The organism is Mesorhizobium sp. CU3, from assembly GCF_006442965.1.
Classification (GTDB): Bacteria; Pseudomonadota; Alphaproteobacteria; order Rhizobiales; family Rhizobiaceae; genus Mesorhizobium.
This window is the reverse complement of sequence record NZ_VFWX01000005.1, coordinates 12,550-37,591: the sequence shown is the minus strand read 5'-3', so window position 1 is coordinate 37,591 and position 25,042 is coordinate 12,550. Positions and strand designations below refer to the sequence as shown.

23 protein-coding genes are annotated in these 25,042 nt (G+C 64.5%); 9 read left to right on the top strand and 14 right to left on the bottom strand.

Annotated features, from left to right (window positions below):
- Positions 1-32: 32 nt before the first annotated feature.
- The 5 genes from FJ988_RS09505 to FJ988_RS09485 form a co-directional block, all read right to left on the bottom strand.
- On the bottom strand, positions 33-1,691 hold the full coding sequence (locus FJ988_RS09505; protein ID WP_140816844.1) for an ABC transporter substrate-binding protein: 1,659 nt from the start codon (positions 1,689-1,691) through the stop codon (positions 33-35).
- A gap of 244 nt (positions 1,692-1,935) precedes the next feature.
- Entirely contained in the window at positions 1,936-3,120 is a 1,185-nt protein-coding gene (locus FJ988_RS09500) for a mandelate racemase/muconate lactonizing enzyme family protein (RefSeq protein ID WP_140816842.1), read from the bottom strand.
- Position 3,121: 1 nt separating this feature from the next.
- On the bottom strand, positions 3,122-4,225 hold the full coding sequence (locus FJ988_RS09495; RefSeq protein ID WP_140816840.1) for a mandelate racemase/muconate lactonizing enzyme family protein: 1,104 nt from the start codon (positions 4,223-4,225) through the stop codon (positions 3,122-3,124).
- Between the two features lie 34 nt (positions 4,226-4,259).
- Positions 4,260-4,940: a GntR family transcriptional regulator gene (locus FJ988_RS09490; protein ID WP_140816838.1), complete on the bottom strand. Its 681-nt coding sequence runs from the start codon at positions 4,938-4,940 to the stop codon at positions 4,260-4,262.
- Positions 4,941-5,029: 89 nt separating this feature from the next.
- Positions 5,030-5,821 (bottom strand): 2OG-Fe(II) oxygenase, encoded by a 792-nt coding sequence (locus FJ988_RS09485; RefSeq protein WP_246688491.1) that lies wholly within the window; start codon positions 5,819-5,821, stop codon positions 5,030-5,032.
- A gap of 101 nt (positions 5,822-5,922) precedes the next feature.
- On the opposite strand from FJ988_RS09485, the gene FJ988_RS09480 reads away from it, so the two are divergent.
- Positions 5,923-6,861: a LysR substrate-binding domain-containing protein gene (locus FJ988_RS09480; protein WP_140816835.1), complete on the top strand. Its 939-nt coding sequence runs from the start codon at positions 5,923-5,925 to the stop codon at positions 6,859-6,861.
- 8 nt (positions 6,862-6,869) lie between these two features.
- Here the strand turns inward: FJ988_RS09480 and FJ988_RS09475 are convergent, their stop codons facing one another.
- The 3 genes from FJ988_RS09475 to FJ988_RS09465 are packed head-to-tail and all read right to left on the bottom strand — an operon-like array spanning position 6,870 to position 11,458.
- The gene (locus FJ988_RS09475) at positions 6,870-8,018 is read right to left on the bottom strand and encodes an efflux RND transporter periplasmic adaptor subunit (protein WP_140816833.1); all 1,149 of its coding nucleotides are present in this window, start codon (positions 8,016-8,018) and stop codon (positions 6,870-6,872) included.
- A 15-nt stretch (positions 8,019-8,033) separates the two neighbouring features.
- Positions 8,034-11,228, bottom strand: coding sequence for an efflux RND transporter permease subunit (locus tag FJ988_RS09470; RefSeq protein WP_140816831.1), 3,195 nt, complete (start codon positions 11,226-11,228; stop codon positions 8,034-8,036).
- The gene (locus FJ988_RS09465) at positions 11,222-11,458 is read right to left on the bottom strand and encodes a hypothetical protein (RefSeq protein WP_140816828.1); all 237 of its coding nucleotides are present in this window, start codon (positions 11,456-11,458) and stop codon (positions 11,222-11,224) included. Before FJ988_RS09465 ends, FJ988_RS09470 begins: the two co-directional genes overlap by 7 nt.
- Positions 11,459-11,708: 250 nt before the next feature.
- Here FJ988_RS09465 and FJ988_RS09460 point away from each other — a divergent pair, with 250 nt between their 5' ends.
- Both FJ988_RS09460 and FJ988_RS09455 read left to right on the top strand, forming a co-directional pair.
- Positions 11,709-12,290, top strand: a complete 582-nt coding sequence (locus FJ988_RS09460) for a TetR/AcrR family transcriptional regulator (RefSeq protein WP_140816826.1) — start codon at positions 11,709-11,711, stop codon at positions 12,288-12,290.
- Between the two features lie 79 nt (positions 12,291-12,369).
- The gene (locus tag FJ988_RS09455) at positions 12,370-13,134 is read left to right on the top strand and encodes a class I SAM-dependent methyltransferase (RefSeq protein WP_181183479.1); all 765 of its coding nucleotides are present in this window, start codon (positions 12,370-12,372) and stop codon (positions 13,132-13,134) included.
- Between the two features lie 286 nt (positions 13,135-13,420).
- Here the strand turns inward: FJ988_RS09455 and FJ988_RS09450 are convergent, their stop codons facing one another.
- From FJ988_RS09450 to FJ988_RS09425, 6 genes are all read right to left on the bottom strand, one after another.
- Positions 13,421-14,443, bottom strand: a complete 1,023-nt coding sequence (locus FJ988_RS09450; protein ID WP_140816821.1) for a LacI family DNA-binding transcriptional regulator — start codon at positions 14,441-14,443, stop codon at positions 13,421-13,423.
- 58 nt (positions 14,444-14,501) lie between these two features.
- Entirely contained in the window at positions 14,502-15,296 is a 795-nt protein-coding gene (locus FJ988_RS09445; RefSeq protein WP_140816819.1) for an ATP-binding cassette domain-containing protein, read from the bottom strand.
- Positions 15,297-15,300: 4 nt separating this feature from the next.
- Positions 15,301-16,287: an ABC transporter permease gene (locus FJ988_RS09440; RefSeq protein ID WP_140816817.1), complete on the bottom strand. Its 987-nt coding sequence runs from the start codon at positions 16,285-16,287 to the stop codon at positions 15,301-15,303.
- A gap of 103 nt (positions 16,288-16,390) precedes the next feature.
- Complete coding sequence (locus FJ988_RS09435; RefSeq protein WP_140816815.1) at positions 16,391-17,323, bottom strand: substrate-binding domain-containing protein; 933 nt, start codon at positions 17,321-17,323, stop codon at positions 16,391-16,393.
- Positions 17,308-17,496 (bottom strand): hypothetical protein, encoded by a 189-nt coding sequence (locus FJ988_RS09430; protein ID WP_140816813.1) that lies wholly within the window; start codon positions 17,494-17,496, stop codon positions 17,308-17,310. The genes FJ988_RS09435 and FJ988_RS09430 overlap by 16 nt, the downstream gene beginning before the upstream one ends.
- A gap of 97 nt (positions 17,497-17,593) precedes the next feature.
- Complete coding sequence (locus FJ988_RS09425; protein WP_140816811.1) at positions 17,594-18,751, bottom strand: fumarylacetoacetate hydrolase family protein; 1,158 nt, start codon at positions 18,749-18,751, stop codon at positions 17,594-17,596.
- Between the two features lie 193 nt (positions 18,752-18,944).
- On the opposite strand from FJ988_RS09425, the gene FJ988_RS09420 reads away from it, so the two are divergent.
- The 6 genes from FJ988_RS09420 to FJ988_RS09395 all read left to right on the top strand — a co-directional run bounded on the left by FJ988_RS09420 (position 18,945) and on the right by FJ988_RS09395 (position 25,031).
- Positions 18,945-20,228 carry an FAD-binding oxidoreductase gene (locus tag FJ988_RS09420; protein ID WP_140816808.1) on the top strand — a complete coding sequence of 428 codons (1,284 nt, stop codon included), beginning with the start codon at positions 18,945-18,947 and terminating at the stop codon, positions 20,226-20,228.
- A gap of 136 nt (positions 20,229-20,364) precedes the next feature.
- On the top strand, positions 20,365-21,267 hold the full coding sequence (locus FJ988_RS09415) for an ABC transporter permease (RefSeq protein WP_246688490.1): 903 nt from the start codon (positions 20,365-20,367) through the stop codon (positions 21,265-21,267).
- Entirely contained in the window at positions 21,264-22,082 is an 819-nt protein-coding gene (locus FJ988_RS09410; RefSeq protein ID WP_140816806.1) for an ABC transporter permease, read from the top strand. Before FJ988_RS09415 ends, FJ988_RS09410 begins: the two co-directional genes overlap by 4 nt.
- A 27-nt stretch (positions 22,083-22,109) precedes the next feature.
- Complete coding sequence (locus tag FJ988_RS09405; protein WP_140816804.1) at positions 22,110-23,180, top strand: ABC transporter substrate-binding protein; 1,071 nt, start codon at positions 22,110-22,112, stop codon at positions 23,178-23,180.
- 173 nt (positions 23,181-23,353) lie between these two features.
- Positions 23,354-23,956 carry a cupin domain-containing protein gene (locus FJ988_RS09400; protein WP_140816802.1) on the top strand — a complete coding sequence of 201 codons (603 nt, stop codon included), beginning with the start codon at positions 23,354-23,356 and terminating at the stop codon, positions 23,954-23,956.
- Positions 23,946-25,031, top strand: a complete 1,086-nt coding sequence (locus tag FJ988_RS09395) for an ABC transporter ATP-binding protein (RefSeq protein ID WP_140816800.1) — start codon at positions 23,946-23,948, stop codon at positions 25,029-25,031. The genes FJ988_RS09400 and FJ988_RS09395 overlap by 11 nt, the downstream gene beginning before the upstream one ends.
- The last annotated feature ends 11 nt before the right edge of the window (positions 25,032-25,042 follow it).

Below are 25,042 nucleotides of genomic sequence, written 5' to 3'. Positions count from 1 at the left end.
CCGGCGCTGCGGGATCTACGCTTGCCTCATGCTCAGCCTTTCGACGCCTTGTCGAGGAACAACTGCGACATGGCGGTGGGCTGCGCGCCCGTCACGCCCTTCGCCGTCGCCGTCAGATAGTCGTAGAAATAGCCGAAGATGACCGGCGTTTCCTCGAGCAGCAGCTTCTGGATCTTGCCGGCGTCGGCCTTCTGCGCCTCGAGGTCGAGGGCGGCGATATAGCTCGTCGCGAGCTGGTCGTAGTCCTTGTTCTTGAAGTGGGCGGCGTTCCAGGTGCCCTCGCTCTTCAAGGGCGCGGCGAGATAGACATTGGGCACGCCGCGGTGGCCGTAATCGGTAATGCCCATCGCCGAGTCCAGCCAGTTCGACTTGCCGAACACGGCGTCGCCGTAATAGGCGCCCTGGTCCAGGATGTTGAGTTCGAGCTCGATGCCGATTTCCTTGACCCAGTTCTGGACCAACTGTGCGTATTCCGGGATCTCCAGATAGCGCTCGGTGGTCAGCGTCATCTTGAAGCCCTGCGCGAGGCCGGCCGCTTCCATCAACTGCTTGGCCTGGGCGATGTCCTGCTTGCGCTGCGGCACGCTGGTGTCGGTCGAGGGATAGACGGCGGCGAACGGGCTGTCATTGCCGAGCGCCGAGCGTCCCTTCATCAGGCCGGCGGCGAGTTTCTCGCGGTCGAGGCAGAGCGCGATGGCGCGGCGCACGCGCGCGTCCTTGGTCGGGCCCTCGTCGCAGTGCATATGCAACTGCTGATGCGCCGACGACTTCAGGCTGATGATGTCGACATTCGGATCGCTGAGCAGGCCGACGCCGGCCAGCACCGGCATCTGGTTGATGATGTCGATCTGGCCGCCCTGCAGCGCCAGGATCTGCGGCTGCATATCGGCGAAGAAGGTGAACTCGGTGCGATCCGGCAGCGCTTTGTCGCCCCAGTAGTCGTCGTTGCGCACGAAGGACGCGCCGACCTTGGGCGTGTATTTCTCCAGCTTGAACGGCCCGGTGCCGTCAAAACTCTTCTCGTAGTCGCCCTTGTAGCTCGCCGGGATGATGACGGCGTTGTAGTTGTCGGACGACAGCATATAGGGGAAGTTGCCGTTCGGCGCGTCGAGGTGGAATTCGACGGTGTAGTCGTCGATCTTCTTGCTGTTGCCCTTCTGCAGGATGCCGGTGAACACCGAGAGCGCGTTGGAGGAATTGGCCGGATCGGCGAGACGGTCGATGCTGGCCACCACGTCCTCGGCCTTCATCTCGCCGCCCGAGTGGAATTTCACGCCCTTGCGCAGCGCGAAGGTCCACACGGTGCCGTCGGCATTCGGCTTCCAGCTTTCGGCCAGCGCCGGCTTCAGCACCAGGTCCGGTCCGTCGACGCAGAGGAATTCGGCCACCTGCTGCATGACCAGCAGGCCGCCGGCGTCGGCGATGGTGACGGGATCGATCGCCGCGGCCGGCACGCTGCTGCCGACGCGGATGGTGGCGCCGGGCGCGCCGGCGCGCGCCAGCGAGGGCGCCGCGCCGAAGCCCGCGGCCATGCCGATGCGGCCGAGCAGCGGCAGCGACAGGCCGAGCAGGCTGCCGTGACGCACGAATTCGCGGCGGCTGATGCGGCCGTCGACAAGGCCGTCGATCAAATGGTTTTCGAGCGGCGTGCGGCCACGCCGCAGAAGATCGAGAATACGGTAGTTCTTCATGGGTCTAAGCCCTTTCCCCAGTTGTTGTGGTTGGTGAGGTGCATTCCAGCCAATGAGTTCCGTGGGAGTTCTCCTGTTCCCGGCCCTCATCGATATCGGTCGATCTACACTAGCATGCGGCTCCGACCGGTCCATCCGCTCGTTGGGACGGAAAAGTCAGATTTTCTTGATGAATTGTCTGTCGGCCAGGCGACCCGTGGCCGCCTTTTTCCCGATAAATCCTGCTTGCTTTTCGACATCCCTCCTAATTCAGCGGCAGACGGCGGTAAGTCCCGGGTTTTTCCGGATCGTGATATTTGTTGCAGGGTCCGTTCTCGACGAAATCGCGATGACAGGCGGCAAGCCTGTCTTGCGACAGCGTAACGCCGAGGCCGTGGCCTTCGGGCACCGGCACGACATTGTTCTTCGGCGAAAACGGGCCTTCCTCGATGATGTCCATCGGCCACATCCGAAACAGCGACTGGTTGGGCTCCCGGATCCAGCCGAGCGCGGCGCACAGATGCAAATAGCAGGCGCTGCCGATGCCGGTGTCGCCGCTGTAGCACCAATAGTCGATGCCGGCATGCTCGCAGGCGCCGACGAAACGCAGCATGCGGTTGATGCCGCCATGTGCCGTCGGATTGCCGACGAAAGCGTCCGGCACTTTCAACTCCATGGCACGCGCGATGTCGATGTTGTGGGTCGAGAACGGGATCGAGCAATGCCGGCGCAGTTCGCGCATCTCCTCGACGGTTGCCACCGGGTCTTCCCAGTTGCGCACGCCAAGCTCCTCCAGCGGCCGCGCCAGCTGGCGGGCGGCGGCCAGCGAATAGGCCTGGTTGGAATCGATGCGGATCATCGCAGCGTCGCCGAGCTTCTTGCGGATCAGCTCGACCATCTTCATCGAGACCTTCGGGTCCTGCGTCGAGAATTTGCCCTCGAAGAAGGTCGTGCCGTGGCGCTCGTTGAGTTCGACGCAATAGTCGGCGACTTCTTCCGGCGTCTTCTCGCCCTTCACCCTGGCGCCGTCGCCGCGCAGCGAGAAATAGTCGGTGAACGGGATTTCCTTGCGCACCGCGCCGCCGAGCAGCTGATAGAGCGGCTGCTTCCAGGCCTTGCCGCGCAGGTCCCACAGCGCCATCTCGATGGCGCCGAAGGCCATGATGCGGGTGCGGTCGTTGATCGACTGCACGCCGCTCCAGAAGGGCAGGCAGACTTCCTCGGCGCCGGCAATGTCGAATGCATCGCGGCCGGCAAGCCTTGGCGCCAGTATGTCGTTGATGATCGCGGCGGCGCCAGGAGTCGGCGCTTCGCCGATGCCGACAAGCCCGTCCTCGGTCTCGACCTCGACGATGGTCGGCGAAAAGCCGTCGAGCTCGCCGAACACCCAGACGTAAGGCGCTTCCAGCCTGTAGTTGATCGGCGTTGCCTTGATACGCTTGATCTTCATCTCAGCCGCTCTCGAAGAAGGGTTCGCCGAGCAGGCCGGGGTCGACATCGATGCCGAGGCCGGGGCCGTCGGGAATGCCCATATGGCTGCCGGTCACCGGCGGCGCGTTCCTGGCGGTGCGCACCGTCACCCATTCATGGAAGGCGATGGCGTGCAGCCGGCGTTCCTGCGGCGTCGACAGCGACAGATGCGCCATGGCGGCGGTGTCGATCTCGGCGCCGCCTGTGTCCTCGACCGTGATCATGAAGCCGAGATCGACGGCGACGTCGCGGATCTGCCGCGTCCGCGTCACGCCGCCAAGCCGCGAGATCTTCAGCGTCAGCCCGTCGGCGGCGCCCAGGCGGTGAATGGCGAGCATCTCCTCCAGCGAGGTGACGGATTCGTCGAGCACCATCGGCTTGTCGAGCATGCGGCGCACCGACATGTTCTCCTCGATTGTCGTGCAGGGCTGCTCGAACGTGTAGTCGATGCCGCGCGTGGCGTCGGCGAACTGGCGCGCCTGGTAGGGCGTCCAGCCGGCATTGGCGTCGCAGAAGATCACCGTGCCCTTCGGCACGGCCGAGGCCACCGTCGTCACCCGCTCGATATCGTCATGCACATTGCCGCCGACCTTGACCTGCAGCCGGCGGCAGCCTTCGGCGATGATCCGCTTGGCCAGTGCGGCCATCTGGTCGAGCGTGCCGTGGGTGACGACCCGGTAGGTCTCCGCCATGTCGCTCTCGCGGCCGCCGAGCATGGTCACCAGCGGCACGTCCGCCGCGCGCGCGGCAAGATCCCAGCAAGCCATGTCGAGCGCCGATTTGATGTAGGGATGGCCCTTGAACACCGTGTCCATCAGCCGGCCGATACCGGCGTGGCCGCGTGGATCCTGGCCGATCAGATGCGGCGCGATCTCCGGCACCCCGGCACGGGTGCCGGCCGGAAACGCGGCCGAATAGAAATTGCCGAGCGGCGCCATCTCGCCCCAGCCGGTGACGCCGCTGTCGGAGGTGATGGCGACGATCACCGCGTCGAAACAGTCGGCGACGCGCCCCTTGGACATGCGGTAGGGCCCGTCCACGAAGGGCTGCACGACATTGTAGGCCTTGATGCTCTTGATCTTCACTTTGCTGTCCGTTGATGGGCTTGCGTGTCAGTTCTTAGATGCGCTTTTCGAGGCTGCGCGCATAGGCGAGCAGCTCCTCGAAATCGAGGTCGATATGCTCGCGCGCATGGCGCTGTGCGGCGCGCATGTCCTTGCCCTTGAGCAGCGCCACATAGGTCTCGTGCACGTCCTCGGCCGGCACCGGCTCGTTGCGGGCGCGCTGGTGCAAGGCGAAATACATCTGCAGCCGGCTGGTCAGCCGCTGCCAGGTTTCCAGGAGCACCGAATTGTCGGCCCATTCGTAGATCAGCCCGTGCAACTGCAGTGCGGTCTCGATCTGGCGTGTGGTGTCCTTTGCCCGCGTCGCCTGCTTCACCGCCTCATGGCGGCGGTCGAGTTCGTCGAAGAAACGCTGGTCGCGCAGCGGCCAGGTCCGCTCGATGGCGAATTCGTCCAGCACCTGGTTGAGCGAATAGGCGTCGATGATGTCCTTGGCGGTGACCTCGATGACGAAGGTCCCGGCATAGGGGATGCTGGTCAGGATGCCTTCCTGCACCAGCTCGCGCATGGCTTCGCGCAAAGGCGCGCGGCTGACCCGCATCTGCTCGGAAATCCTGAGCTCGTTGAGCTTCTGCCCCGGCTCGAGCTGCCCGGTAAGGATCGCACGCCGCAGCAGAGCGACGATCTCCGCCCTGCGCGTGGTATCCGCGATCGGACTGAAATCCAGCTTGGCCATGCATCTCTCCTGGAAGGATTTATGCAAGACAATCAGATTGTCGACAATCTAACAAGTAGGCATTTCAAGATTCTTTGCGACGCCGCGCCTCATGCCGCGCGGCCGTAGAAACCGATCCGCTCCTCGTCGCTGAACATCACACCGGGGCGCTCGTAGTAAGAGAACACCGCGATCATACGCTCGCGTTTCCCTTCGACCGTGGTGACTCGGTGCGCGGTGTTCTTGCCGCGAAAGACGTTCAGCGTGCCGGCCTTGATGCGCAGGATCTGCGCTTCCGGGTCGCGCCCTTCGAGCAACTTCGCCACGCCGTCATAGTTCGGGTCGTTGTCCGAGCGCAGGTCGGTGCGGTATTCGAAGTCGCCGCCGATTTCAGGCGCCTGCAGCAAAAGCGTCGTGGTGAATTCCGAGCGGTCGAAATGCCAGTTGAGCGCCTCGCCGGCGCGGTAGCCCATGACGTTGGCGCGGGCCAGCGGATCCTGCATGACGTGCAGTTCAGGCTTGTCCATCGTCGCCGCCAGGAAGCGCACCAGCGGCTCGTATTCATAGATCGAAAGCACGGTGCTGCCGGGGATCTGGTCGGCGCAGACCGTGTGGCTGATCGTCTCGACCTTGCGCAGCGCCGGATGGTCGGGCGCAAGTTCCGGGATCGACGGCTTGAAGTAGATGTTGTGCATGCGCTTATGCACATGCGAGCGGCTGTCCATCACCGGCCGGATCTCGGCGACCGCCTTCTCGGCGATGCCGGGGCGCAGAAAACCTTCGAGGTTGAACATGCCACCCGCCGCGAGCGCTGCCTTGGACTCGTCCACCAGCCGCTGCCATTCAGGGCTGCCCTCGCGGTTCAGCGGGTAGCGGTCCAGGTCGAGAATGTTGTCGATCATAGCGTCCTCCAAAAATCTGAGGTCACTACACAGCAAGGAAATCTTGGCTGCAACGCGCAAAATTGTTAGGCTTGCCCAAGAAAATCTTTTGAGGATAGCGCTTGGAAAAGCTTCCGCCTTTGAATGCGATGCGGGTCTTCGAGGTCGCCGCGCGGGCCGGATCGTTCACGCTTGCCGCCACCGAGCTTGGTGTCTCGTCGGCCGCGATCAGCCAGCAGGTCCGCAATCTGGAGGACTGGTTCGGCAAGCAGCTTTTCGTGCGCAACGGCAACCGCATCACGCTCACCGATGCCGGCCATGCCATCTACCCGCAGACAGCGCGGGCGCTGGGCGAGATCGCAGCGGTCGGCCGACGCATGCTGGAAGGCGGCCTGCGCACGCGCCTCGTGGTCAGCGTGCCGTTCTCGCTGGCCGAGCTTTGGCTGGCGCCGCGCCTGGCGCAGCTGCTCGACGGTTTTCCGCAGATGGCGATCGACGTCCGCGTCGAGGACGATCCCGTCGACGTCGTGCGCCAGAACATCGACCTGCGCATCTCCTATGGCGACTACCACTATCCGGCGCTGAAGATGGTTCGGCTCGTCCATGACGACGTGCTGCCGGTCGCGTCGCCTGAATTCTGGCAGCGCCACGGCAACGGTTCCGCCGGCCTTGCGGATGTGCATGAGAGCCACTTCATCCACACCAATTGGGGTCCAAACTATGCCTCGCATCCGAGCTGGGCGGACTGGTTCGCGGCCGCCGGCGGCAATCGCGCGCCGGACCCGTCGCATGGCCGCCGTGTCGGCCTGTCTAGCCTGGCGATCGGCGCAGCAAGGTTGGGCTTGGGCATTGCGCTCGGTCAGCGGATCATGGCCGGCGCCGATCTCGAAGCCGGCCGGCTGATCGCGCTGTCGTCGGTCTCGGTGCGCCTCGGCCAGCCCTACTGCGCCTTCATGCTACCGGCCAAGGCGGAACGCGCCGATATTGCAGGGCTCGTGGCGCTGCTCAACAAAACGGCGCCCTCGGCGTTGGAACCGAGGGCGCCGTCGGACCGGATCTGATGGGGGAATCAGCTGGCCGGTTTCGGTTGCGGCAAGGGAGAAACCGGCATTCCAGGTCCGATCTTCTGTAAATTGCCCGTGATCACCTGGTCGGTCTCGGAGATGCCGGAGGTCACGGAAATCAGGTCGCCGTCGGTCGGCCCGAGCGAGACCAGCTTCTGGTCGACGGTGTTGCCCTTGCCCAGCACGTAGAGATATTTGCCGAGCTGGCTGGAACCCAGCGCGACCTGCGGCACCATCAGTGTGTTGGGCTGTTCCTTCACATGCAGGCGGACCCGCACATATTGTCCCGGCAGCAGCGAGAACTTGGCATTGCCGATCGTGGCGCGCGCCGTGATCGTGCCGGTCGAGTGGTCGATCGTGTTGTCGATGAAGGTCAGCTCGCCCTTCTGGCTGGGCTGCGTCTCGCCGGGCAACAGCACGTCGACTGCGATTGGACCGCTAGCCTTCGCCTGCTCGATCTGGACGAGGTCCGTCTCGCTCGGATTGAAGGTGACATAGATCGGGTCGAGCTGCACCAGCGTGTTGAGCACCGTGCCGGCGACGCTGACCAGCGTGCCGACCGAGGCCTGGTTGCGACCGATGCGTCCCGAGAACGGCGCCTTGATCTCGGCGTAGCCCAGATTTAGCTCTGCCGTCCGCACCGCCGCCTGGTCGACGGCAAGCGCGGCCTGCGCCGTGCGCAAATTGCTGGTGCGCTGGTCGAAGCTGTCCTTGTCGAGATAGCCGGCCTTGGCAAGGTCGGTGCCGCGGCCGAGATTGGACTTGGCGTATTCGAGCGTCGCCGTGTCGCGCTGCACCTGCGCCTTCGCCTGGTCGAGTGCCGCCTGATAATCATCCGGCGCGATGCGGTAGAGCATGTCGCCCTGCTTGACGTCGCTGCCGTCGGCCGCCGTCTGCTCCTGCAGATAGCCCGGCACGCGCGCCTGCAGCGTGATGCTGCGGATCGATTCCACCCGCGCCGCGTAGTCGAGATAGATCGGCAGCGTCTTCTTGACGACATTGACCACCGGCACCGGCATGACGAAGGCCGCCGGCGCGGGCGCCGCGCCCGCCGTGCCGCCGCCGAGGTAGCCGAGGTTCAACAGGTGGACGCTTGCCACCGAAACCGCGCCCACTGCGACGGCGGCTCCTAAAGCGATTTTCCATTTACGCATGATTGGTCTCCAATCCTATTCGGCCGCCTGGGCGAGCGGCTGAAGCGCCGGCTCGGCGGTCGGTTCGATTTCGTCTGGCTGAGGGGCGTGGTGTCCCTTGGCTGGTCCTTTCTCGCCGCGCTCGCGCAGCTGTTCGATCACCGCGTAGAAGACCGGCACGAAGACCAGCGACAGCACCGTCGCCGCCACCATGCCGCCGAAGACGGTGGTGCCGATCGACTGCCGGCTGGCAGCGCCCGCGCCCGTCGCGAACATCAGCGGCAGCACGCCGAGGATGAAGGCGAAGGCGGTCATCAGGATCGGCCGCAGCCGCAGCCTTGCGGCTTCCATCGCCGCCTCGACGATGGTCAGGCCTTCCTCGCGCCGGCGTCTGGCGAACTCGACGATCAGGATCGCGTTCTTGGCCGCGAGGCCGATCAGCATGACGAAGCCGATCTGCGAATAGACGTCGATCTGCATGCCGCGCAGCAGCAGCACCACGAAGGCGCCGAACAAAGCGAGCGGCACGGCGAGCAGCACCATGAAGGGCATCGCCCAGCTTTCATACTGCGCCGCCAGGATCAGGAAGACGAAGACGATCGCCAGCCCGAAGACGACAGACGCGATCGATCCGGCCTTGAGCTCCTGATAGGTGATGCCGGTCCACTCATAGCCGAAGTCGCGCGGCAGCACGGTCGCCGCCGCCCGCTCCATCGCCGCCACCGCCTGTCCGGACGAGAAGCCCGGAGCAGCGCCGCCATTGATGAGCGCGGACGCGTTGTTGTTGTAATGCGGCACGGTCTCCGGCCCGACGATCGGCACCAGTTTGCCCAGCGTGCTCAGCGGCACCATGCCGCCCGACGAATTGCGCACATAGAGCCTGGAGATGTCGGTCGCGTCGGCGCGCGCGTCCTTGTCGGCCTGGATGGTCACGCGGAAGGTGCGGCCGAACAGGTTGAAGTCGTTGACGTAGAGCGAGCCGAGATAGATCTGCAGCGTGTTGAAGACATCCGGCAGGTTGAGGCCGAGCAGCTTCGCCTTGCTCCGGTCGAGGTCGTAGTTGAACTGCGGCGTCGAGGTCGAGAAGGACGAGAACAGCTGCTGCGGGTTGAGCTCCGGCTGCTTGCGGGCTTCCGCGATCAGCGCCTGCGTCACGTCGTTGAGCGCAGCACTGCCGCGTCCCGACAGGTCTTCCACCTGGAACTCGAAGCCGCCGGTGGTGCCGAGGCCCGGGATCGACGGCGGATCGAAGGACAGCGCGAAGGCTTCCGGGATCTGCAACAGCTTGCCGCGCACCTGCTCGACCAGCTTCGAGGCGCTCTCGTCAGGCCCGCGTTCGTCCCATGGCTTGAGGATGGCGAACTCCACCGCCGAGTTCGACTGCGCGGCGCTGGTCAGGAAGTTGAGGCCGCTGATCGAGCCGACGATGTCGACGCCGGGCGTCGACTGCAGGATGTCGCGCGCCTTCTGCGCCGCTGCGTCGGTGCGCTCCAGCGAAGCGCCGTCGGGTAGCTGGATAACGACGAAGAAATAGCCCTGGTCCTCGACGGGGAGGAAGGTCGAGGGCAGCTTCTGCCAGACGAAGTAGGTGGCGACGAGACCGGCCGCGAACAGGCCGAGCATGATCCAGCGCAGCCTGATCAGGATGCGCACGCCATGCGCATAGGCGTGCGACAGCCAGTCGAAGCCGGCGTTGAACCAGCGGAACGGCGCGAACTGCGTCTCGCCGCGATGGCGCAGGAAGGCTGCGCTCAATGCCGGCGACAGCGTCAGCGAGTTGAAGGCCGAGATGCCGACGGAGATCGCCACAGTCAGCGCGAACTGGTTGTAGAGCCGGCCGGAGACGCCCGGAATGAAGGCGACGGGGATGAACACCGCCGCCAGCACCGCGGTAGTCGCGATGATAGGCCCGGTGACTTCCGCCATCGCAGCGCGCGTCGCCGCCAGCGGCGGCAGGCCCGCTTCCAATTGTCGTTCGACATTCTCCACCACGACGATGGCGTCGTCGACGACAAGGCCGATCGCCAGCACCATGCCGAGCAGCGACAGCATGTTGAGCGAGAAGCCCAGCATGTACATGATCGCCAGCGTCGCCACGAGCGAGACCGGGATGGCGATGGTCGGGATCAGCGTGGTGCGCCAGCTCTGCAGAAAGATGAACACCACCGCCACGACCAGCACCAGCGCTTCGCCGAGCGTGATCAGCACGTCATGCATGGAGGCCGACACGAAGCGCGTAGTGTCGTAATGCATGGCGTAGTTGACGCCCTTCGGGAAACGCGCCGACAGCTCCTTCATCTTGTCCTTAACCCGCTGCTGCAGGTCGAGCGCGTTGGAGCCTGGCATCTGGTACACGGCAAGCACCACGGTCGGGTCCTTGCCGAAGAAGGCGGACGAGGAATATTGCAGCGCGCCGAGCTCGATGCGGGCGACGTCGCGCAAGCGCACCAGCGAGCCGTTCTGCGAATTGGCGCGCACGACGATGTCGCCGAATTCCTTCGGGTCGCTCAGGCGGCCGACGGCGTTGACCTGCATTTCGAAGGCGGTGCCGGCCGGCGCCGGCGACTGGCCGATCTTGCCGGCCGCGACCTGCACGTTCTGCTCGGCGATGGCGTTCTGCACGTCGACGGCGGTGATGCCGAGATTGGCCAATTTGTCCGGGTCGAGCCAGACGCGCATCGAATAGCGGCGCTCGCCGAAGATCTGCACGTCGCCGACGCCGGGCAGGCGCTTCAGCGGATCGACCACCTGCAGATAGGCGAGATTGCTCAGCGCCACCGGATCGACGGAGCCGTCCGGCGAGGTGAGGTCGACGATCAGCACGAAATTCGGGTTCTGCTTCTTGATCGTCACGCCGCCCTGGTTGACGATAGCGGGCAGGGAGGATGCCGCTTGGCTGACGCGATTCTGCACGTCGACGGCCGCCGTGCTCAACGGATAGCCGACGTCGAAAGTGATGGTGATGGTGGAGGAGCCGTCATTCGAGCTCGTCGACGACATGTAGGTCATGCCTTGCACGCCGTTGATCTGCTGCTCAAGCGGCGTGGTGACGGTGTCGGCGACGACCTGGGCGCTGGCGCCCGGATATTGCGCGCTGACCACGACCTGCGGCGGCGTGATGTCGGGGAATTGCGAGATCGGCAGCAGGAAATAGGCGATCGCGCCGGCGAGCACCATGATGATGGCGATCGCCGACGCAAAGATCGGGCGGTGGATGAAAAAGTTCACCATGATGCGGATGCCTCGCCGAACGGTTTTGCGAAATGGCGCAGGCGCCGGGACCGGCCGGAGCCGGAATCCTGCAGGAAGGAGGGCAGGAAATCGCTCCACGCCTGTTCCGCCGCGCGCAAGCGCAGCATCCGTTCGAAGGCTTTGGGATCTACCCCATCCGCCTTCATCACCAGCCGGATCATCGGATCCCGGATGGCTTCGTCGATCGTCAGGTCTTTGCGCTTTTGCATAGGAGCGGCTCCTTGCTGCGGCCCGCATCGCATGATCACGAGCCGCCTTTTCTCGAATTCACCGGCCGAAGCCGCATGACAGGCTGTTTTTTCGTCCTATTTCACTCTGACAGGCCATCGGTAGGCCTTGTCGTTTGACGGCGAGTGGTATAGGTGTTACCAGTAAGTAACATCTGAAAGTTACAGACCGGTAACACCCTAGTCAAGAGGTGACCCCGGGTTTTTTTGGAAACGACGAAAGGAGAGCATGATGACTGACGGCGTTGCGGAGCGTTCCCGTCCGCGGGACCGGATCCTGGAAACGGCGCAGGACATGTTCCACAAGCACGGCATCAAGGGTGTGGGCGTCGACGCCATCACCGAGGCTGCCGGCACCAACAAGATGACGCTCTATCGTCACTTCGAATCCAAGGACGAGCTGATCATCGAATGCCTGCGCGCCACGGCGGCCAAGGGCGCAGCGGTCTGGGACGAATTCGAGGCTGAGCATCCCGGCGACAAGCTGGCGCAACTCCATGCCTGGGTCCGCAAGGTTGCCGACATGCTCGCTTCCGACAGCCGTGGCTGCGACATGGCCAACGCCGCGGTCGAGCTTACGGAAACCGATCATCCGGCCCGGCGCGTGATCAAGGAACTCAAAGAGGCCCAGCGCGATCGTCTGGTCTCCCTTTGCCGGGACGCCGGCATCGGGCAGGCCGAGCTTTTGGCCGACACGCTGTCGCTGCTGTTCGAGGGCGCGCGCGTCAGCGTGCAGACCGTGGGCAGCGAAGGCCCGAGCGCGCAATTCGTGCGCATGGCTGAGAGCCTGATCGCGTCGTTCCGGGCGCGCTGATATCTTCGCTTCGTCCTGACTCTGTTATGCTGTCCCGGAATTGGGATGCAGCGCGATGGGTCAGGCAAGTTTTCCGGAGATGTATGAGCGCTGGCTCGTGGGTCCTCTCTTCCGCCCTTGGGCCGAAGCGACCTTCGATGAGGTGAAGCTCAATCCAAGCAACCGTGTCCTGGACATCGCCTGCGGCACGGGGATAGTGGCGCGCGTCGCCAGGGACCGTCTCGGTGCTCCCGGATATGTCGTCGGCGTCGACGTCAACCCGGATATGCTGGCCGTCGCGCGCACCGTGGCGCCGGACATCGATTGGCGCGCGGGTAACGCCAGTGCGCTGCCCCTCCGTGACGGCGAGCAGTTCGACGTTGTCGTCTGCCAGCAGGGGCTGCAGTTCTTTCCCGACAAGCCCGCCGCGGTGGCGCAGATGCGGCGAGCGCTGGCGCAGGGCGGCCGGCTGGCGGTTGCCACCTGGCGCTCCGATGAGGAAATCCCCTTCTTTCGAGAACTCCGCCGCGTCGCCGAGCGATACCTCGGTCCAATCGCGGACCTGCGCCACGGTTTCGGGGCTGAGGCGCCGCTCGAGGCGCTGCTCCGGGACGCCGGCTTCCACGACGTTCGATCAAGGACGATAGCGCGCACCATACGCTTTGAGGACGGCGCGCCCCTGCTGCGATTGAATACGATGGCGCTGGTCGGCATGAGCGCTGCCGGCAAGGCAATGGCCGATCAGGAACGCAAGCGCGTCGTGGACGACATCGTGGGCGGGAGTGCGCCCGTGCTGCAGTCCTACGCCGATGGATCGGGAGTCGCTTTCGAACTCGCCTCCAACTTGGCGACAGCCAAAGGCTAGAAATCGCCCTGTTGGTTGGCGCCGCGTGCGCGCCGCTTCCATGCGCGCAAAGAAAAAGCCCGCTGCCGGGAGGAGGTGGCAGCGGGCTTGATTTCGAACACGGCACGGGAGGAGGTGTACCGTATTCACCGTCGGCGTGTCTGGGAGGAGGAAGACATCCGACAGCGTTATAAATACGATTTGCCTAACGATTCGGCAATTGCGAAACGTGCATAGCTGCTGTGCAGATTTGCGGGATCAATCGTCAGACAAATCGGGGAAGCGGCATTTGGCGCCGGTCGGCGAGCTACTGTAGCGGCACGTTTTCCTTGAAGATCAGTCTCGGCTCGATGAATTTCTTCGTCAAATAGGGCGCCGATGAGGCGATCGAGCCGAGCAGGCGGATTACCGATTGCTCGGCGATCAGCCGGGCATTCTGGTCGATGACGACGTCGGCCAGGTCGTCGACGAGATAGCGCCGCGTCTCCTTGGTGAGATCGTGGCAGATGAAGACCGGCTTCTTGCGCGGCCTCGCCTCGAGCAGCGCCTTGGCGACGCCCGAGCGTCCGGCGCCGACGCAATAGATGCCGAGCAGTTCCGGTTCGTCATGCAGCGCCTTGATGGTCGAACGGTAGCTGGCGTCAGGTTCGTCATGGCTCTCGACGGCGCTGGAGACGGTTAGGTTCGGAAACTCTTCGCTCAGCACGGAGCGAAAGCCCATCTCGCGTTCCTCATGGCCGCGATAGGAGCGCGAGCCGACCACCATCGCCAGATGTCCTGTCCTGCCGCCGAGGAAGCGCCCCATGAGCAGCGCCGCCGTGCGGCCCGCCACGCGGTTGTCGATGCCGACATAAGCCGAACGCGGCGCCGCCGGCACGTCGGAGACGAGCGTCACCAGCCTGATCCCCGCCTCGACCAGCTCGCGCAAAATGTTGCGCGTGCGCGGATGATCGACGGCGATCACGCCGACGCCGTTGGCTTTCAGTGACAGGTTCTCGACCGCGTTCTGCAGCGCGCCGGGCGAAATGCCGGCGAGGTTGTGGATGCGGCAGGAGGCGACCAGCGGCAGGCGCGCCGCATAGTCCTCGATGTGATGCGCGAGGTCGGCCATGAAGGCGTTGGAGCCGATCGGCAGGAAGAATTCGAGATGCGCCGGTTTCGACGGCAAAACCACCTGGTCGAGCGTCGGCAGGTAGCCGAGCTGCTTGGCCGCTTCCATGACGCGCTGCCGGTTGGCAGCGCTCGCGCCGGGGCGGTTGTTCAGCACCCTGTCGACCGTCGCGGTCGACAGGCCGCAGCTCCTGGCGATGTCGGCTACGGTGGCTTTCATGGGTCCAGTCATAGGATCGGATGCCAGCCTTGTCAGGTCAACTCAACGTCAGCCGAAATCAGCCATGCGATGGCGGGCCGTCGCTGACCGCATCGCGGATTTCCTTGTCCGACATGCCGGTGATGACGCGCTCGACTTCCGCCACCGTGGTTTTTTTCGGATCGATGTCGTCGGCCACCACCTTGCCCCTGCGCATCACCACGATGCGGTCGACCACCTGGAACACGTGATGGATGTTGTGGGCGATGAAGATGCAGGAATGGCCGGAGTCGCGCGCGCTGCGCACGAAGCTCAGCACGCCTTGCGTCTCGGCGACGCCGAGATTGTTGGTCGGCTCGTCGAGGATGATGAGGTCGCTGTCGAAATGCATGGCGCGCGCGATCGCCACCGCCTGCCGCTCGCCACCGGACAGCGAGCCGATCGGCGTCGTCGGCGGGATGTTCTTGGTGATGCCGACCTGCCTGAGCAATTCGCGCGCCACCGAATTCATCGCTTCCTGATCCATGCGGTTCAAAAAGCGCGGCCCCTTGATCGGCTCGCGCCCGAGGAACAGGTTGCGCGCGATCGACAACTGCGTGACCAGGGCGGAGTCCTGGTAGATCGTCTCGATGCCATGCGCGATGGCGTCGCTGGTCGAGCGCAGGCTCACCTTCTTGCCGCGGATGAAGATGTCGCCGCTGGTCAGCGGCACCGCGCCCGACAGCACCTTGATCAGCGTCGACTTGCCGGCGCCGTTGTCGCCCAGCAGGCCGACGATTTCCTTTTCGTTGACGTGGAAGTTGGCGTCCACCAGCGCCTGCACGCGCCCGTAGGACTTGCGGATGTTTGTCATGCGGATCAGAGGCTCGGCCATCGTCTTAAGTCCCTGCCTGGTGCCGGCGTTCGAGCCATGAATGCAGCGCCATCATGCCGAGGATGATCGCGCCGATGAAGATGTTGTAGGCCAGCCCCGGCACGCCGATCAGCACGATGCCGTTGCGCATGACGCGCAGGATCAGGATGCCGAGCACCGTGCCGATGATGGTGCCGCGCCCGCCGGTCAGCGCCGTGCCGCCGATCACGACCATGGCGATGACCTCAAGCTCGTAGCCGGTGCCGCTGTTGGGGTTGGCCGCCGACGTGCGCAGCGACGAGATCACGCCGGCCAGCGAGGCCATCACCGCCGACAGGATGAACAGGCCGACCTTGACGCGGTTGACGTTGACGCCGCGGGCGCGGGCCGCGAGCGGATTGCCGCCGGCTGCCTGGATCCAGTTGCCGATGCGGCTTTGCGTCAGCACATAGCCGAGCACGATCGCTGCACCTATGAACCAGAACAGCGAGGCATAGATGCGGAACGGGCCGACATAGAAATCGCCGACCAGGATATCGGCCAGCCAGCTGCCTTCGGCGCTCCAGGTCCGCTGCGGGAAACCATCGGTGACGAACAGCGCCGTGCCGCGCACCACCAGAAGCATGCCGAGCGTCACCAGGAAGGACGGGATCTTGAGCTGGGTGACGAACCAGCCGTTGACCAGTCCGATGAAGGCCGCGACCACCAGCGCGATCAGCAGGCCCACTTCCAGCGAGGTGACGCCGCTGTTGAACAGCGTCCACATCAGGACCGGTGAGAAGCCGAACAGCGAGCCGACGGAAAGGTCGAATTCGCCCGATGTCATAAGCAATGTCATCGCCAGCGCGATCAGGCCGAGCTCGACCGTGAAGGCCACGATGTTGGAGATGTTCTGGGCTGACAGGAAGTCGGGATTGATGCCCCAGAAGACGACGAGCTCGAGGATGAGCAGCACCAGCGGACCGAATTCCGGCCGCGCGATCAGGCGTTGGATGAAGGAACGGTTTTCCATTGAACCCGCGACGTTACAGCCGGCCGGCCTGGTCGAGGCGAGCGCGGAAGGGCGAAAAAAGGCGGTCGCGACTTTTTGCGGTCGCGACCGTTCGGATCACGGATTATTTGCCCGACAGGATCTTGTCGTAGACGCCGGCAGTGTCCTTCTCATAGAGCGCGCCGGTGATGACGTTGAAGCCCGGAGGAATGCCGCTGGCGGCCATGTTGGCGAGCGAAAGCGCCACATAGCTGGTCGCCTGCGGGTCCTGCCACTGCGCGGCGTTGACATAGCCGTTCAGCACTTCCTGCGTGGTGTCGAGCGAGTTGCCCCAACCGACGACCGGGATTTCGCCCGGCTTGACGCCGACCTGGTCGAAGACGCGCTTGATCGAACCGGTGACGAGGTCGCCAAGCCCGATGATCGCCTTCACCTTGCCCTTGTGCGCGGTGAGGTAGTCGGCCATGCGGCTGATCACTTCGGCCTGGTCGAGCGTGGCCTCCGTGATCTCATAGGTGATGCCGAGCGGCCCGAACACGCTCTTGATACCTTCCTCTTCCTGGACGCCATAGGTGGCACCGGGCACTTCGACCGGCATCCAGACGAAGTCGCCCTTTTTCACCAGGCCCTTGTCGACCAGATACTGCGCCCAATGCTTGCCGAAGGTGACGTTGTCGCCGCCGACATAGGCGTTGAAATTGGCCTTCGGATCGGGCGTGTTGAAGTTGATGATCGGGATGTTGGCCGCGCGTGCTTCCTTGGCCAGTTCGATCAGGCTGCCCGGATCCGGGCTGGTGGTGACGATGCCGTCGGCCTTGGCCGAGATGGCGGCGCGGATCGCCTCCTGCTGCGAGGCGACGTCGCCATTGTGGAACGAGGTGTTGACCTTGTTGCCGGTGTCGCTGGCCCATTGCTTGGCGCCGGCGAGGAAATAGGTCCAGACCGGATCGGCCGGGCCGCCATGCGAAATCCAGTAGAACGTCTTGGCCTCAGCCATCGCCGGAATGGCGATGAGCGCGATCAAGCCAAGCACGAGCAGTCTTAGCCGCGAAAGCATTCGATTTCCTCCCATGTTGAAACCAGTTCCAGATCGAGCGCGATGCGACGTGAAAAACCGCATCTCCTGCCAGCGCCGACCGGGATATCTAGGGCATTCCCTTTTTCGGGCGATAGCAAGCCTCCATCGCCAATGGATGTTGGCACAGGCTCGCGCGCCATCAGCAATCCCATCAGATCGCATCAACTAGGGTGATATTTATGTGAGGGACGCGGGCTTACGCCCATCGGCTTGCCCGGGTTGATGGCATGGGACCGCCGGGGCGCAGTCTTAGATAAGGCCCGCCTTGGCAAGGTCGCGCATCAAGTGGCTGGCGCCATAGGTCCAGTGCGGACAGTCCGGCGAAAGCCGCACGCGGTTGGTGAGCGCGCCGAGTTTTTCCGACGAGATGGTGACGATGTCCCCGACCTTGTGGGTAAAACCTTTGCCCTTCTCGCCGCGATCCTTCGACGGCACGAACATGGTGCCGAGATAGAGCGCCAGCCCGTCGGGATATTGGTGGTGCGGCCCCATCGCCGCCTTGACCAGCTCTTCCGGCGAGCGGCTGATCTCCGCCATCGAACTCGCGCCCTCCAGCGAGAAGCCGTCCTCGCCCTCGACGTTGAGCCGCACCGTGGCGCGCTTCACGTCGGCGATTGCGAAGGTGTCGTCGAACAGCCGGATGAACGGCCCGAGCGAGGCTGAGGCGTTGTTGTCCTTGGCCTTGCCGAGCAGCAGCGCCGAGCGTCCCTCGACGTCGCGCAGATTGACGTCGTTGCCGAGCGTGGCGCCGACGATGCGGCCCGAACTGTCCGCGATCATCGCGATCTCCGGCTCCGGATTGTTCCAGGTCGAGACCGGGTGCAGGCCGACATCGGCGCCGAAGCCGACCGAGGCCATCGGCTGGCACTTGGTGAAGATTTCCGCGTCCGGGCCGATGCCCACTTCCAAATATTGCGACCAGGCGCCGCGCTGGATCAGCTTGGCCTTGATCTCCATCGCCTCCGGCGAACCGGGCTTGAGCTTCGACAGGTCATGGCCGATCAATCCGGCGATGTCGGCGCGGATAGCGTCCGCCTTTTCCGCCGAGCCGCGCGCCTGCTCCTCGATGACGCGCTCGAGCAGGCTGACGACGAAGGTGACGCCCGAGGCCTTCACCGCTTGCAGGTCGACCGGGGACAGCAGGATCGGTTTCGTTGCATCACGCTTCGCCTCGAAGCTGTTCGCCGCGATGTCGGCGAGCGCGCCGATCGCCTTGCCCTTGGCCGAACGGACATGGTCGGCCGGATCCTTCAGCTCGCAGACGTCGCGCACCGTCGGCGCCGTGCTCGACGTGATGTCGATCACCTGGCCATCGCGCACCGTCACCACCAGCGGATGCGAGGCTGCGCTGGTCCTGGCGCGGCCGACGAAAAGTCCATCGGCGGGCAGGCGGGTCGGGTCGGTCATGGCAATGGTCCTCTCGTTTGCGCGCGGCACTTTCCCCGGATTTGGTCCACGCGTCCATCCCGTTGATTGCATCATTTGCGCGCCAATCGACGCTGCCTCGCAGCCACATGCGGACTGGCACAATCGAAACGCACTTTCAAATCTGTGAAATCGGCAATAGGATTTTCACGAAGTTCAAACGCCGAGGTGATGTTTGCCCGCAGCCTTTTCCGATCCCGTCTGGCAGAAGCCTCAAGCGGCGCCGGCCTTTCGGTCCGAACTGTCCGCTAGCGGCACATTGGACGCGGTCATCGTCGGCGGCGGCATCATGGGCCTGTCAACGGCGCTCCATGCGGCCCGCGCCGGCCTTTCCGTCCAGGTACTGGACGCTGGCGCGATCGGGCAGGGGGCGTCCGGCCTCAATGGCGGCCAGGTCATTCCCGGCCTCAAATACGATCCGGAATGGCTGCTGAGGCATTTCGGCAAGGAACGCGGCGAAGCCCTGATCGAGTTTGCCGCTTCGACGGCCGATGCCGTGTTCGATGTGATCCGCGACGAGAAGCTGGCGGTGCCGTTCACCCGCAATGGCTGGATCCAGGCCGCGCACACCGAGACGGCCTTGAAGGCGGCGGCGAACCGCGATCGCCAATGGCGAGCGCGAGGCGCGGACGTCCAACTGCTCGACCAGTCAGAAATCACGGCAATGACCGGCGCCAGGGGCTATCTCGGCGGCTGGCTCGACCGCCGCGCCGGCGTCATCGATCCGCTGTCCTATACGCTCGAATTGGCCCGCGTGGCGGCCTCTGCTGGCGCGAAGATTGCCGAGCAGCAGCGGGTGGTGAAGCTCGGCAAGGAGGCCGGCTTCTGGCGGGTTTCCACGCAAGGCGGCGCCGAACTGCGCGCGAAATCGGTCGTGCTCGCCACCAATGCCTATACGGATGGCCTGCTGCCCGGTCTCGCGCAGACGATCGTGCCGCTGCATTCTTTCCAGATCGCCACCGCGCCGCTGCCGGCGGAGCTTACCGCGAGCATCCTGCCGGATGGGCAAGCGGTGTCCGATTCCCGGCGCATCCTCGTCTACTATCGCAAAAGCCCGGATGGCCGCATGGTGCTGGGCGGTCGCGGCCGCATGGCACTCCCTTCCAGCGCTGCCGACTGGGCGCATTGCGAACGCGCGCTCGTCCGCCTCTATCCCGCGCTTGCCGGCATCCCTATCGAAAAGCGCTGGTTTGGCCGCGTCGCGCTGACGCCCGATCATCTGCCGCATCTGCATGAGCCGGAAAAGGGCCTGCTCGCCGTCGTCGGTTGCCAGGGCAGGGGCGTCGGACTGATGAGCGCGCTGGGCAAGCGCATGGCGAACTACCTCGCCAGCAGCGATGCCAGGCAATTGCCATTTCCCTTGTCGCCGATCCGGCCAATCCCGTTCCACGCCTTCCGCCAGGTCGGCGTCGCGGCGACCATCACTTGGTACCGGATGCTCGACGCCTTCGAGCGTTGACCAATGCATGTCGCCCAGAAGTGTGCAGCGGTTCTGGGAAAACGACATGCATCAAAACAAAGACGTGCAGCGCACAAGGGATTCAGCTTGACAGTTTCATGAATATGAAAAAGCATTAGTTGATTTCAGAATTCCGATGAGCAGTTCGATGTCGTCGACCATCGCCGCAGCACGGCCATTGCCGGAAAACCGCACCGCGCCGGCGTTCCGCTTCGCCATGCTGCTGCCGGGCGGGCTGGTCACCTTCTTCCTGATCCTGTTCGCGCTCGGCCTGGTGCTCTTCCTCGCCTTCCGCGGCAATGACGGTTCGCTGCTCGGCGTCGGGCTGACCGTCGAGAACTTCGTCACCGTGGCCACCGACCCGCTCTACTGGACGGTGACGCTGCGCTCGCTGGTCATCGCCGGCCTGGTGACGCTGGCGACCGTGGTGACCGCCTATCCGGTCGCCTACTATCTCGCCTTCCGTGCCGGCCGCCGGCGCAACCTTCTACTCTTCCTGGTCACGCTGCCGTTCTGGACCAGCTATCTCCTGCGCGTCTTCGCCTGGAAGATCGTGCTTGCCTATAATGGCGTGCTGAATTCGGCCTTCATCGAAACTGGCCTCTGGTCGCAGCCGACGCTGGCCTTCCTCAACACGCCGGCGGCGGTGGTGGTGACGCTTGCGCATGCCTATGCGCCCTTTGCAATCCTGCCGATCTATGTGGCGCTCGACACGATCCCGAAGTCGCTGCTCGAAGCCGCTTCCGATCTCGGCGCGCGGCCCTTCACCAGTTTTCGGCGCGTGGTGCTGCCCAACTCCATGCCGGGCGTGCTGGCGGCGGCCCTCGTCGTCTTCGTGCCGACGGTCGGCGATTATGTCACGCCGGCCATGGTCGGCGGTCCGGCCAGCACCATGATCGGCACGCTGATCCAGTCGCAGTTCGGCAAGGCCAATGACTGGCCGTTCGGCGCGGCACTTTCGGTCTGCGTCATGCTGGTGATCCTGTGCGTCGTCCTGGTCGCGCGCGGCGCCGACCGCAGATTCGGCAGCCGCACATGAGCGCGCGGACCGACACCAATGCGGGCGGCCGCTGGCTCGGCCTCTATGTGCTCGGCTATCTCGTCTTCCTCTATCTGCCGGTGCTGCTGATCCCGCTGTTTTCCTTCAACAACTCCATCCAGGCGGCGTTTCCGCTGCAAGGCTTCACGCTTGACTGGTACCGCTCGCTCTACGGCAATCCGGCGCTCTCCGGCGCCCTGGCCAACAGCTTGGTCATCGGCGTCATCGCCGCATCCGGCGCGACGCTCTGCGGCATCACTGTTTCCTATATGGACCTCTACGGCCGCTCGCCGCTGGCCGCCACGATCAGCGCCATCGCCCGCCTGCCGATCCTGATCCCCGGCGTCATCGTCGGCATCTCGCTGCTGATCCTGGTCAACCTCATCGGCCTCGGCCCGTCGCGCATCTCGATCGTGCTCGGCCATATCCTGGTGGCGCTGCCGACGACGGTGGTGGTGATGCGCAGCCGCTTCGCCGCCATCCCGAAGACGATCCGCGAAGCCGCGCTCGATCTCGGGGCATCGGACTGGACGACGTTTCGGCGCGTCATGCTGCCGCTGAGTGCGCCGGCCGTGCTGTCGGCTTTCATGCTCGCCTTCCTGACCTCCTTCGACGAGTTCATCGTCGTCTTCTTCCTCGCCGGCACCGAGCCGACGCTGCCGCTCTACATCTGGAGCCAGCTGCGTTTCCCTCGCTCGCTGCCGACCGTCATGGCGCTGGGCACGGTGATCCTTTGCGTCTCGTTCATCATCGCCGGCAGCGCCGAAATCCTTCGCCATCGCGGCCTCGGCGCCGCGCGCCGCAATCCAGCCTGAACCACAACAAAGAAGAGGAGAACGACAATGACAGTCCATCTGAAATCGATAACCGGCCGCAAAGCTCTGGCGGGTCTCACGGCGCTGGCGCTCGCGCTGTCGTCGACGGTCGCCTTCGCCGCCGACAAGCTGCAATATTTCACCTGGTCGGGCTACGAATTGCCCGACTTCAACAAGAGCTTCCTTGCCGCGCATCCGGACGGCGTCGAGGCGACGATCTTCGGCGACGACGACGACGCCTTCACCAAGGTCAAGGCCGGCTTCCGGCCCGACATCGCCCATCCCTGCTACGACAAGGTGGCGCGCTGGAACAAGGAAGGCCTGCTGCAGCCGATCGACACCAAGCGCATCAAGAACTGGGATTCGATCTTCCCGGTGTTCAAGAACCTGCCCGACCTGCAGGCCGGCGACGGCAAGGTCTGGATGGTGCCGTGGGACTGGGGCAACACCTCGATCCTCTACCGCACCGATCTGGTGAAGAACCCCGAGGCGAGCTGGAACCTTCTGTGGGACAAGCAATATGCCGGCCGTATGGCGACCATCGACGCCGTGCACGACACGCCGATCGTCGCCGCACTTCTCGCCGGCGTGAACCCCTTCGACATGACGCCCGAGCAGATGGACAAGGTCGCGGAAAAGCTGCGCGAGCAGCGGCCGCTTCTGTCCAGCTACACTACTGACATGACCTCGGTCGAACAGGCACTCGCAAGCGGACAACTGGTCGCCGCCATGACCTGGAACGCGTCGGCCACCTCGCTGAAGAAGCAGGGCGTGCCGGTCGAGTTCATGAAGCCGAAGGAAGGCATGCTGACCTGGGCCTGCGGCTTCGTCATGCTGAAGGACGCCAAGAATGTCGATCTCGCCTATGACTTCATCAACAGTCGGCTCGACGCCGACTCGGGTAAGTTCCTGATCCAGTCCTACGGCTATGGCAGCTCGCTCTCGACCGCCTTCGCCGGCGTGTCGAAGGACGAGCTCGACAAGCTGCAACTGCCGGCCGATCCGGATGTGATGCTGAAGTCGACCATCTTCACCGGCCCGATGAAGCAGAACGACGATGTGGCCAAGATGTTCGAGAAGGTGAAGGCTGGGGGTTGAAGCTCCACCTTCTCCCCTTGTGGGAGAAGGTGTCGCCGAAGGCGACGGATGAGGGGTGTTCCAGGGAATGCAAACGTCTCATTCCTTCATCCACCCCTCATCCGTCTCGGCGCTAACGCGCCGATCCACCTTCTCCCACAAGGGGAGAAGGGAAAGACAACGAGGACCATTGCATGGACATTGTTGACGAGGCGAAACCGAAGGACGACGCCGATGTCCGTGTCGGTCGGCGCGTGCGGGCGTTGCGCCTCGAGCGCAACCTGTCGCTGGCCGAACTCGCGGCCAAGGCCGGCATCTCGATCGGTGCGCTGAGCCAGATCGAACGCGGAATGTCCTCGCTGCGCGTCAAGGTGATCTGGCCGCTCGCCGCCGCGCTCGACATCGAGCCGTCGGCGCTGATCACCGACGGCAACGAAGCGGTCAACGACCTCTATTGCGTGCGCGCCGACAAGCGCCGTTCGATCCCGGTGAAGTCGGAAGGCATCGCCAAGGCGCTTCTGTCGCCGCCGGCGGCAACGCTCACCGGCATGCTGGTGACGGTGGAGGCCGGCGGCGGCACGGCGGAGGCCTACGCCCATGCCGGCCATGAATTCGGCTTCGTCATAACCGGCGAGGTCGAACTGGTGGTCGACGCCACAACATATGTGCTCAAGGCCGGCGACAGTTTTGCGTTCAAGAGCACGCTCTTGCATGCCTTCCGCAACTCCGGCGCCGAGCGCTGCCAGATCCTCTGGGTCAACACGACCAAGCCGTCTGAGGTGCGCGATGGCGCCTGAGACGCTCGTTCGACTGCAGAAAGTATCGAAAGTCTTCCCAGGTGGCATTGTCGGACTTGATAGTGTCGACCTCGACATCGCTCCTGGCGAGTTCCTGACCCTGCTCGGCCCGTCCGGCTGCGGCAAGACCACCAGCCTGCGCGTCATTGCCGGCTTCGAGAGCCCGACCGGCGGCACTGTGCTGCTCGAAGGCCGCGACATCACCGGCTTGAGGCCCTTCGAGCGTCCGGTAAACACCGTCTTCCAGGACTACGCCCTGTTCCCGCATATGGATGTCGCGGCCAATGTCGGCTTCGGCCTCTCGCTGCGCAAGTTGTCCAGCGCGGACCAGGCGAAACGCGTTCGCGAGGCGCTTGAGATGGTCGGGCTCGCCGACAAGCTGCGCGCCCGCGTCTCGGAACTCTCAGGCGGCCAGCGCCAGCGCGTCGCTCTGGCCCGCGCCATCGTCTGCGAGCCGCGCGTGCTCTTGCTCGACGAGCCGCTGTCGGCGCTCGACGCGCATCTGCGCGAACAGATGCAGGTGGAACTGAAGCGGCTGCAGGCGCGGCTCGGCACCACCTTCGTCATGGTTACCCACGACCAGACCGAGGCGCTGTCGATCTCCGACCGCATCGTCGTCATGAACAAGGGCCGCATCGAGCAGATCGCGCCGCCGGCGACGCTCTACGACCGTCCTGCTACCCGTTTCGTCGCCTCCTTCATCGGCACGATGAACCTCTTGCAGTCGCGCTTCGTCGGACGCGACGGCGAGCGCCTGCGCTTTGCAGCCGGCGACCTGCCGCTGGAAGCGACCTCCGACAGCGGCGAGATGCCGTCCGCCGGCGACACGCGCACGATCGGCGTGCGCCCGGAAGATCTTCTGGCGGGCGGCGAGGCCGGCGAAGGCACCGCGCCGGCGCGCGTCAGCGGCGTCGTCTTCCACGGCCGCACGCTGCGTCTTCACGCCGACCTCGGGCAGGGGGCATCGGTCGTCATCGATGCGCCACGCCGCGCCGACGGCTTTCAATTCAGCGTCGGCGACGTGGCGCATATCAGCCTGCGCCAGGGCGCCAACTGCCCTATGCTTTCCAACTGAACCTTTCCCCC

Coding starts and splice junctions, on each gene's coding strand:
- FJ988_RS09490 (WP_140816838.1), bottom strand. CDS start 4,940: ATGGCCAAGCTGGATTTCAGTCCGATCGCGGATACCACGCGCAGGGCG.
- FJ988_RS09505 (WP_140816844.1), bottom strand. CDS start 1,691: ATGAAGAACTACCGTATTCTCGATCTTCTGCGGCGTGGCCGCACGCCG.
- FJ988_RS09450 (WP_140816821.1), bottom strand. CDS start 14,443: ATGAAAGCCACCGTAGCCGACATCGCCAGGAGCTGCGGCCTGTCGACC.
- FJ988_RS09430 (WP_140816813.1), bottom strand. CDS start 17,496: ATGGGATTGCTGATGGCGCGCGAGCCTGTGCCAACATCCATTGGCGAT.
- FJ988_RS09405 (WP_140816804.1), top strand. CDS start 22,110: ATGACAGTCCATCTGAAATCGATAACCGGCCGCAAAGCTCTGGCGGGT.
- FJ988_RS09425 (WP_140816811.1), bottom strand. CDS start 18,751: ATGACCGACCCGACCCGCCTGCCCGCCGATGGACTTTTCGTCGGCCGC.
- FJ988_RS09415 (WP_246688490.1), top strand. CDS start 20,365: ATGAGCAGTTCGATGTCGTCGACCATCGCCGCAGCACGGCCATTGCCG.
- FJ988_RS09440 (WP_140816817.1), bottom strand. CDS start 16,287: ATGGAAAACCGTTCCTTCATCCAACGCCTGATCGCGCGGCCGGAATTC.
- FJ988_RS09470 (WP_140816831.1), bottom strand. CDS start 11,228: ATGGTGAACTTTTTCATCCACCGCCCGATCTTTGCGTCGGCGATCGCC.
- FJ988_RS09435 (WP_140816815.1), bottom strand. CDS start 17,323: ATGCTTTCGCGGCTAAGACTGCTCGTGCTTGGCTTGATCGCGCTCATC.
- FJ988_RS09485 (WP_246688491.1), bottom strand. CDS start 5,821: ATGATCGACAACATTCTCGACCTGGACCGCTACCCGCTGAACCGCGAG.
- FJ988_RS09500 (WP_140816842.1), bottom strand. CDS start 3,120: ATGAAGATCAAGCGTATCAAGGCAACGCCGATCAACTACAGGCTGGAA.
- FJ988_RS09460 (WP_140816826.1), top strand. CDS start 11,709: ATGACTGACGGCGTTGCGGAGCGTTCCCGTCCGCGGGACCGGATCCTG.
- FJ988_RS09465 (WP_140816828.1), bottom strand. CDS start 11,458: ATGCAAAAGCGCAAAGACCTGACGATCGACGAAGCCATCCGGGATCCG.
- FJ988_RS09445 (WP_140816819.1), bottom strand. CDS start 15,296: ATGGCCGAGCCTCTGATCCGCATGACAAACATCCGCAAGTCCTACGGG.
- FJ988_RS09475 (WP_140816833.1), bottom strand. CDS start 8,018: ATGCGTAAATGGAAAATCGCTTTAGGAGCCGCCGTCGCAGTGGGCGCG.
- FJ988_RS09455 (WP_181183479.1), top strand. CDS start 12,370: ATGTATGAGCGCTGGCTCGTGGGTCCTCTCTTCCGCCCTTGGGCCGAA.
- FJ988_RS09410 (WP_140816806.1), top strand. CDS start 21,264: ATGAGCGCGCGGACCGACACCAATGCGGGCGGCCGCTGGCTCGGCCTC.
- FJ988_RS09400 (WP_140816802.1), top strand. CDS start 23,354: ATGGACATTGTTGACGAGGCGAAACCGAAGGACGACGCCGATGTCCGT.
- FJ988_RS09395 (WP_140816800.1), top strand. CDS start 23,946: ATGGCGCCTGAGACGCTCGTTCGACTGCAGAAAGTATCGAAAGTCTTC.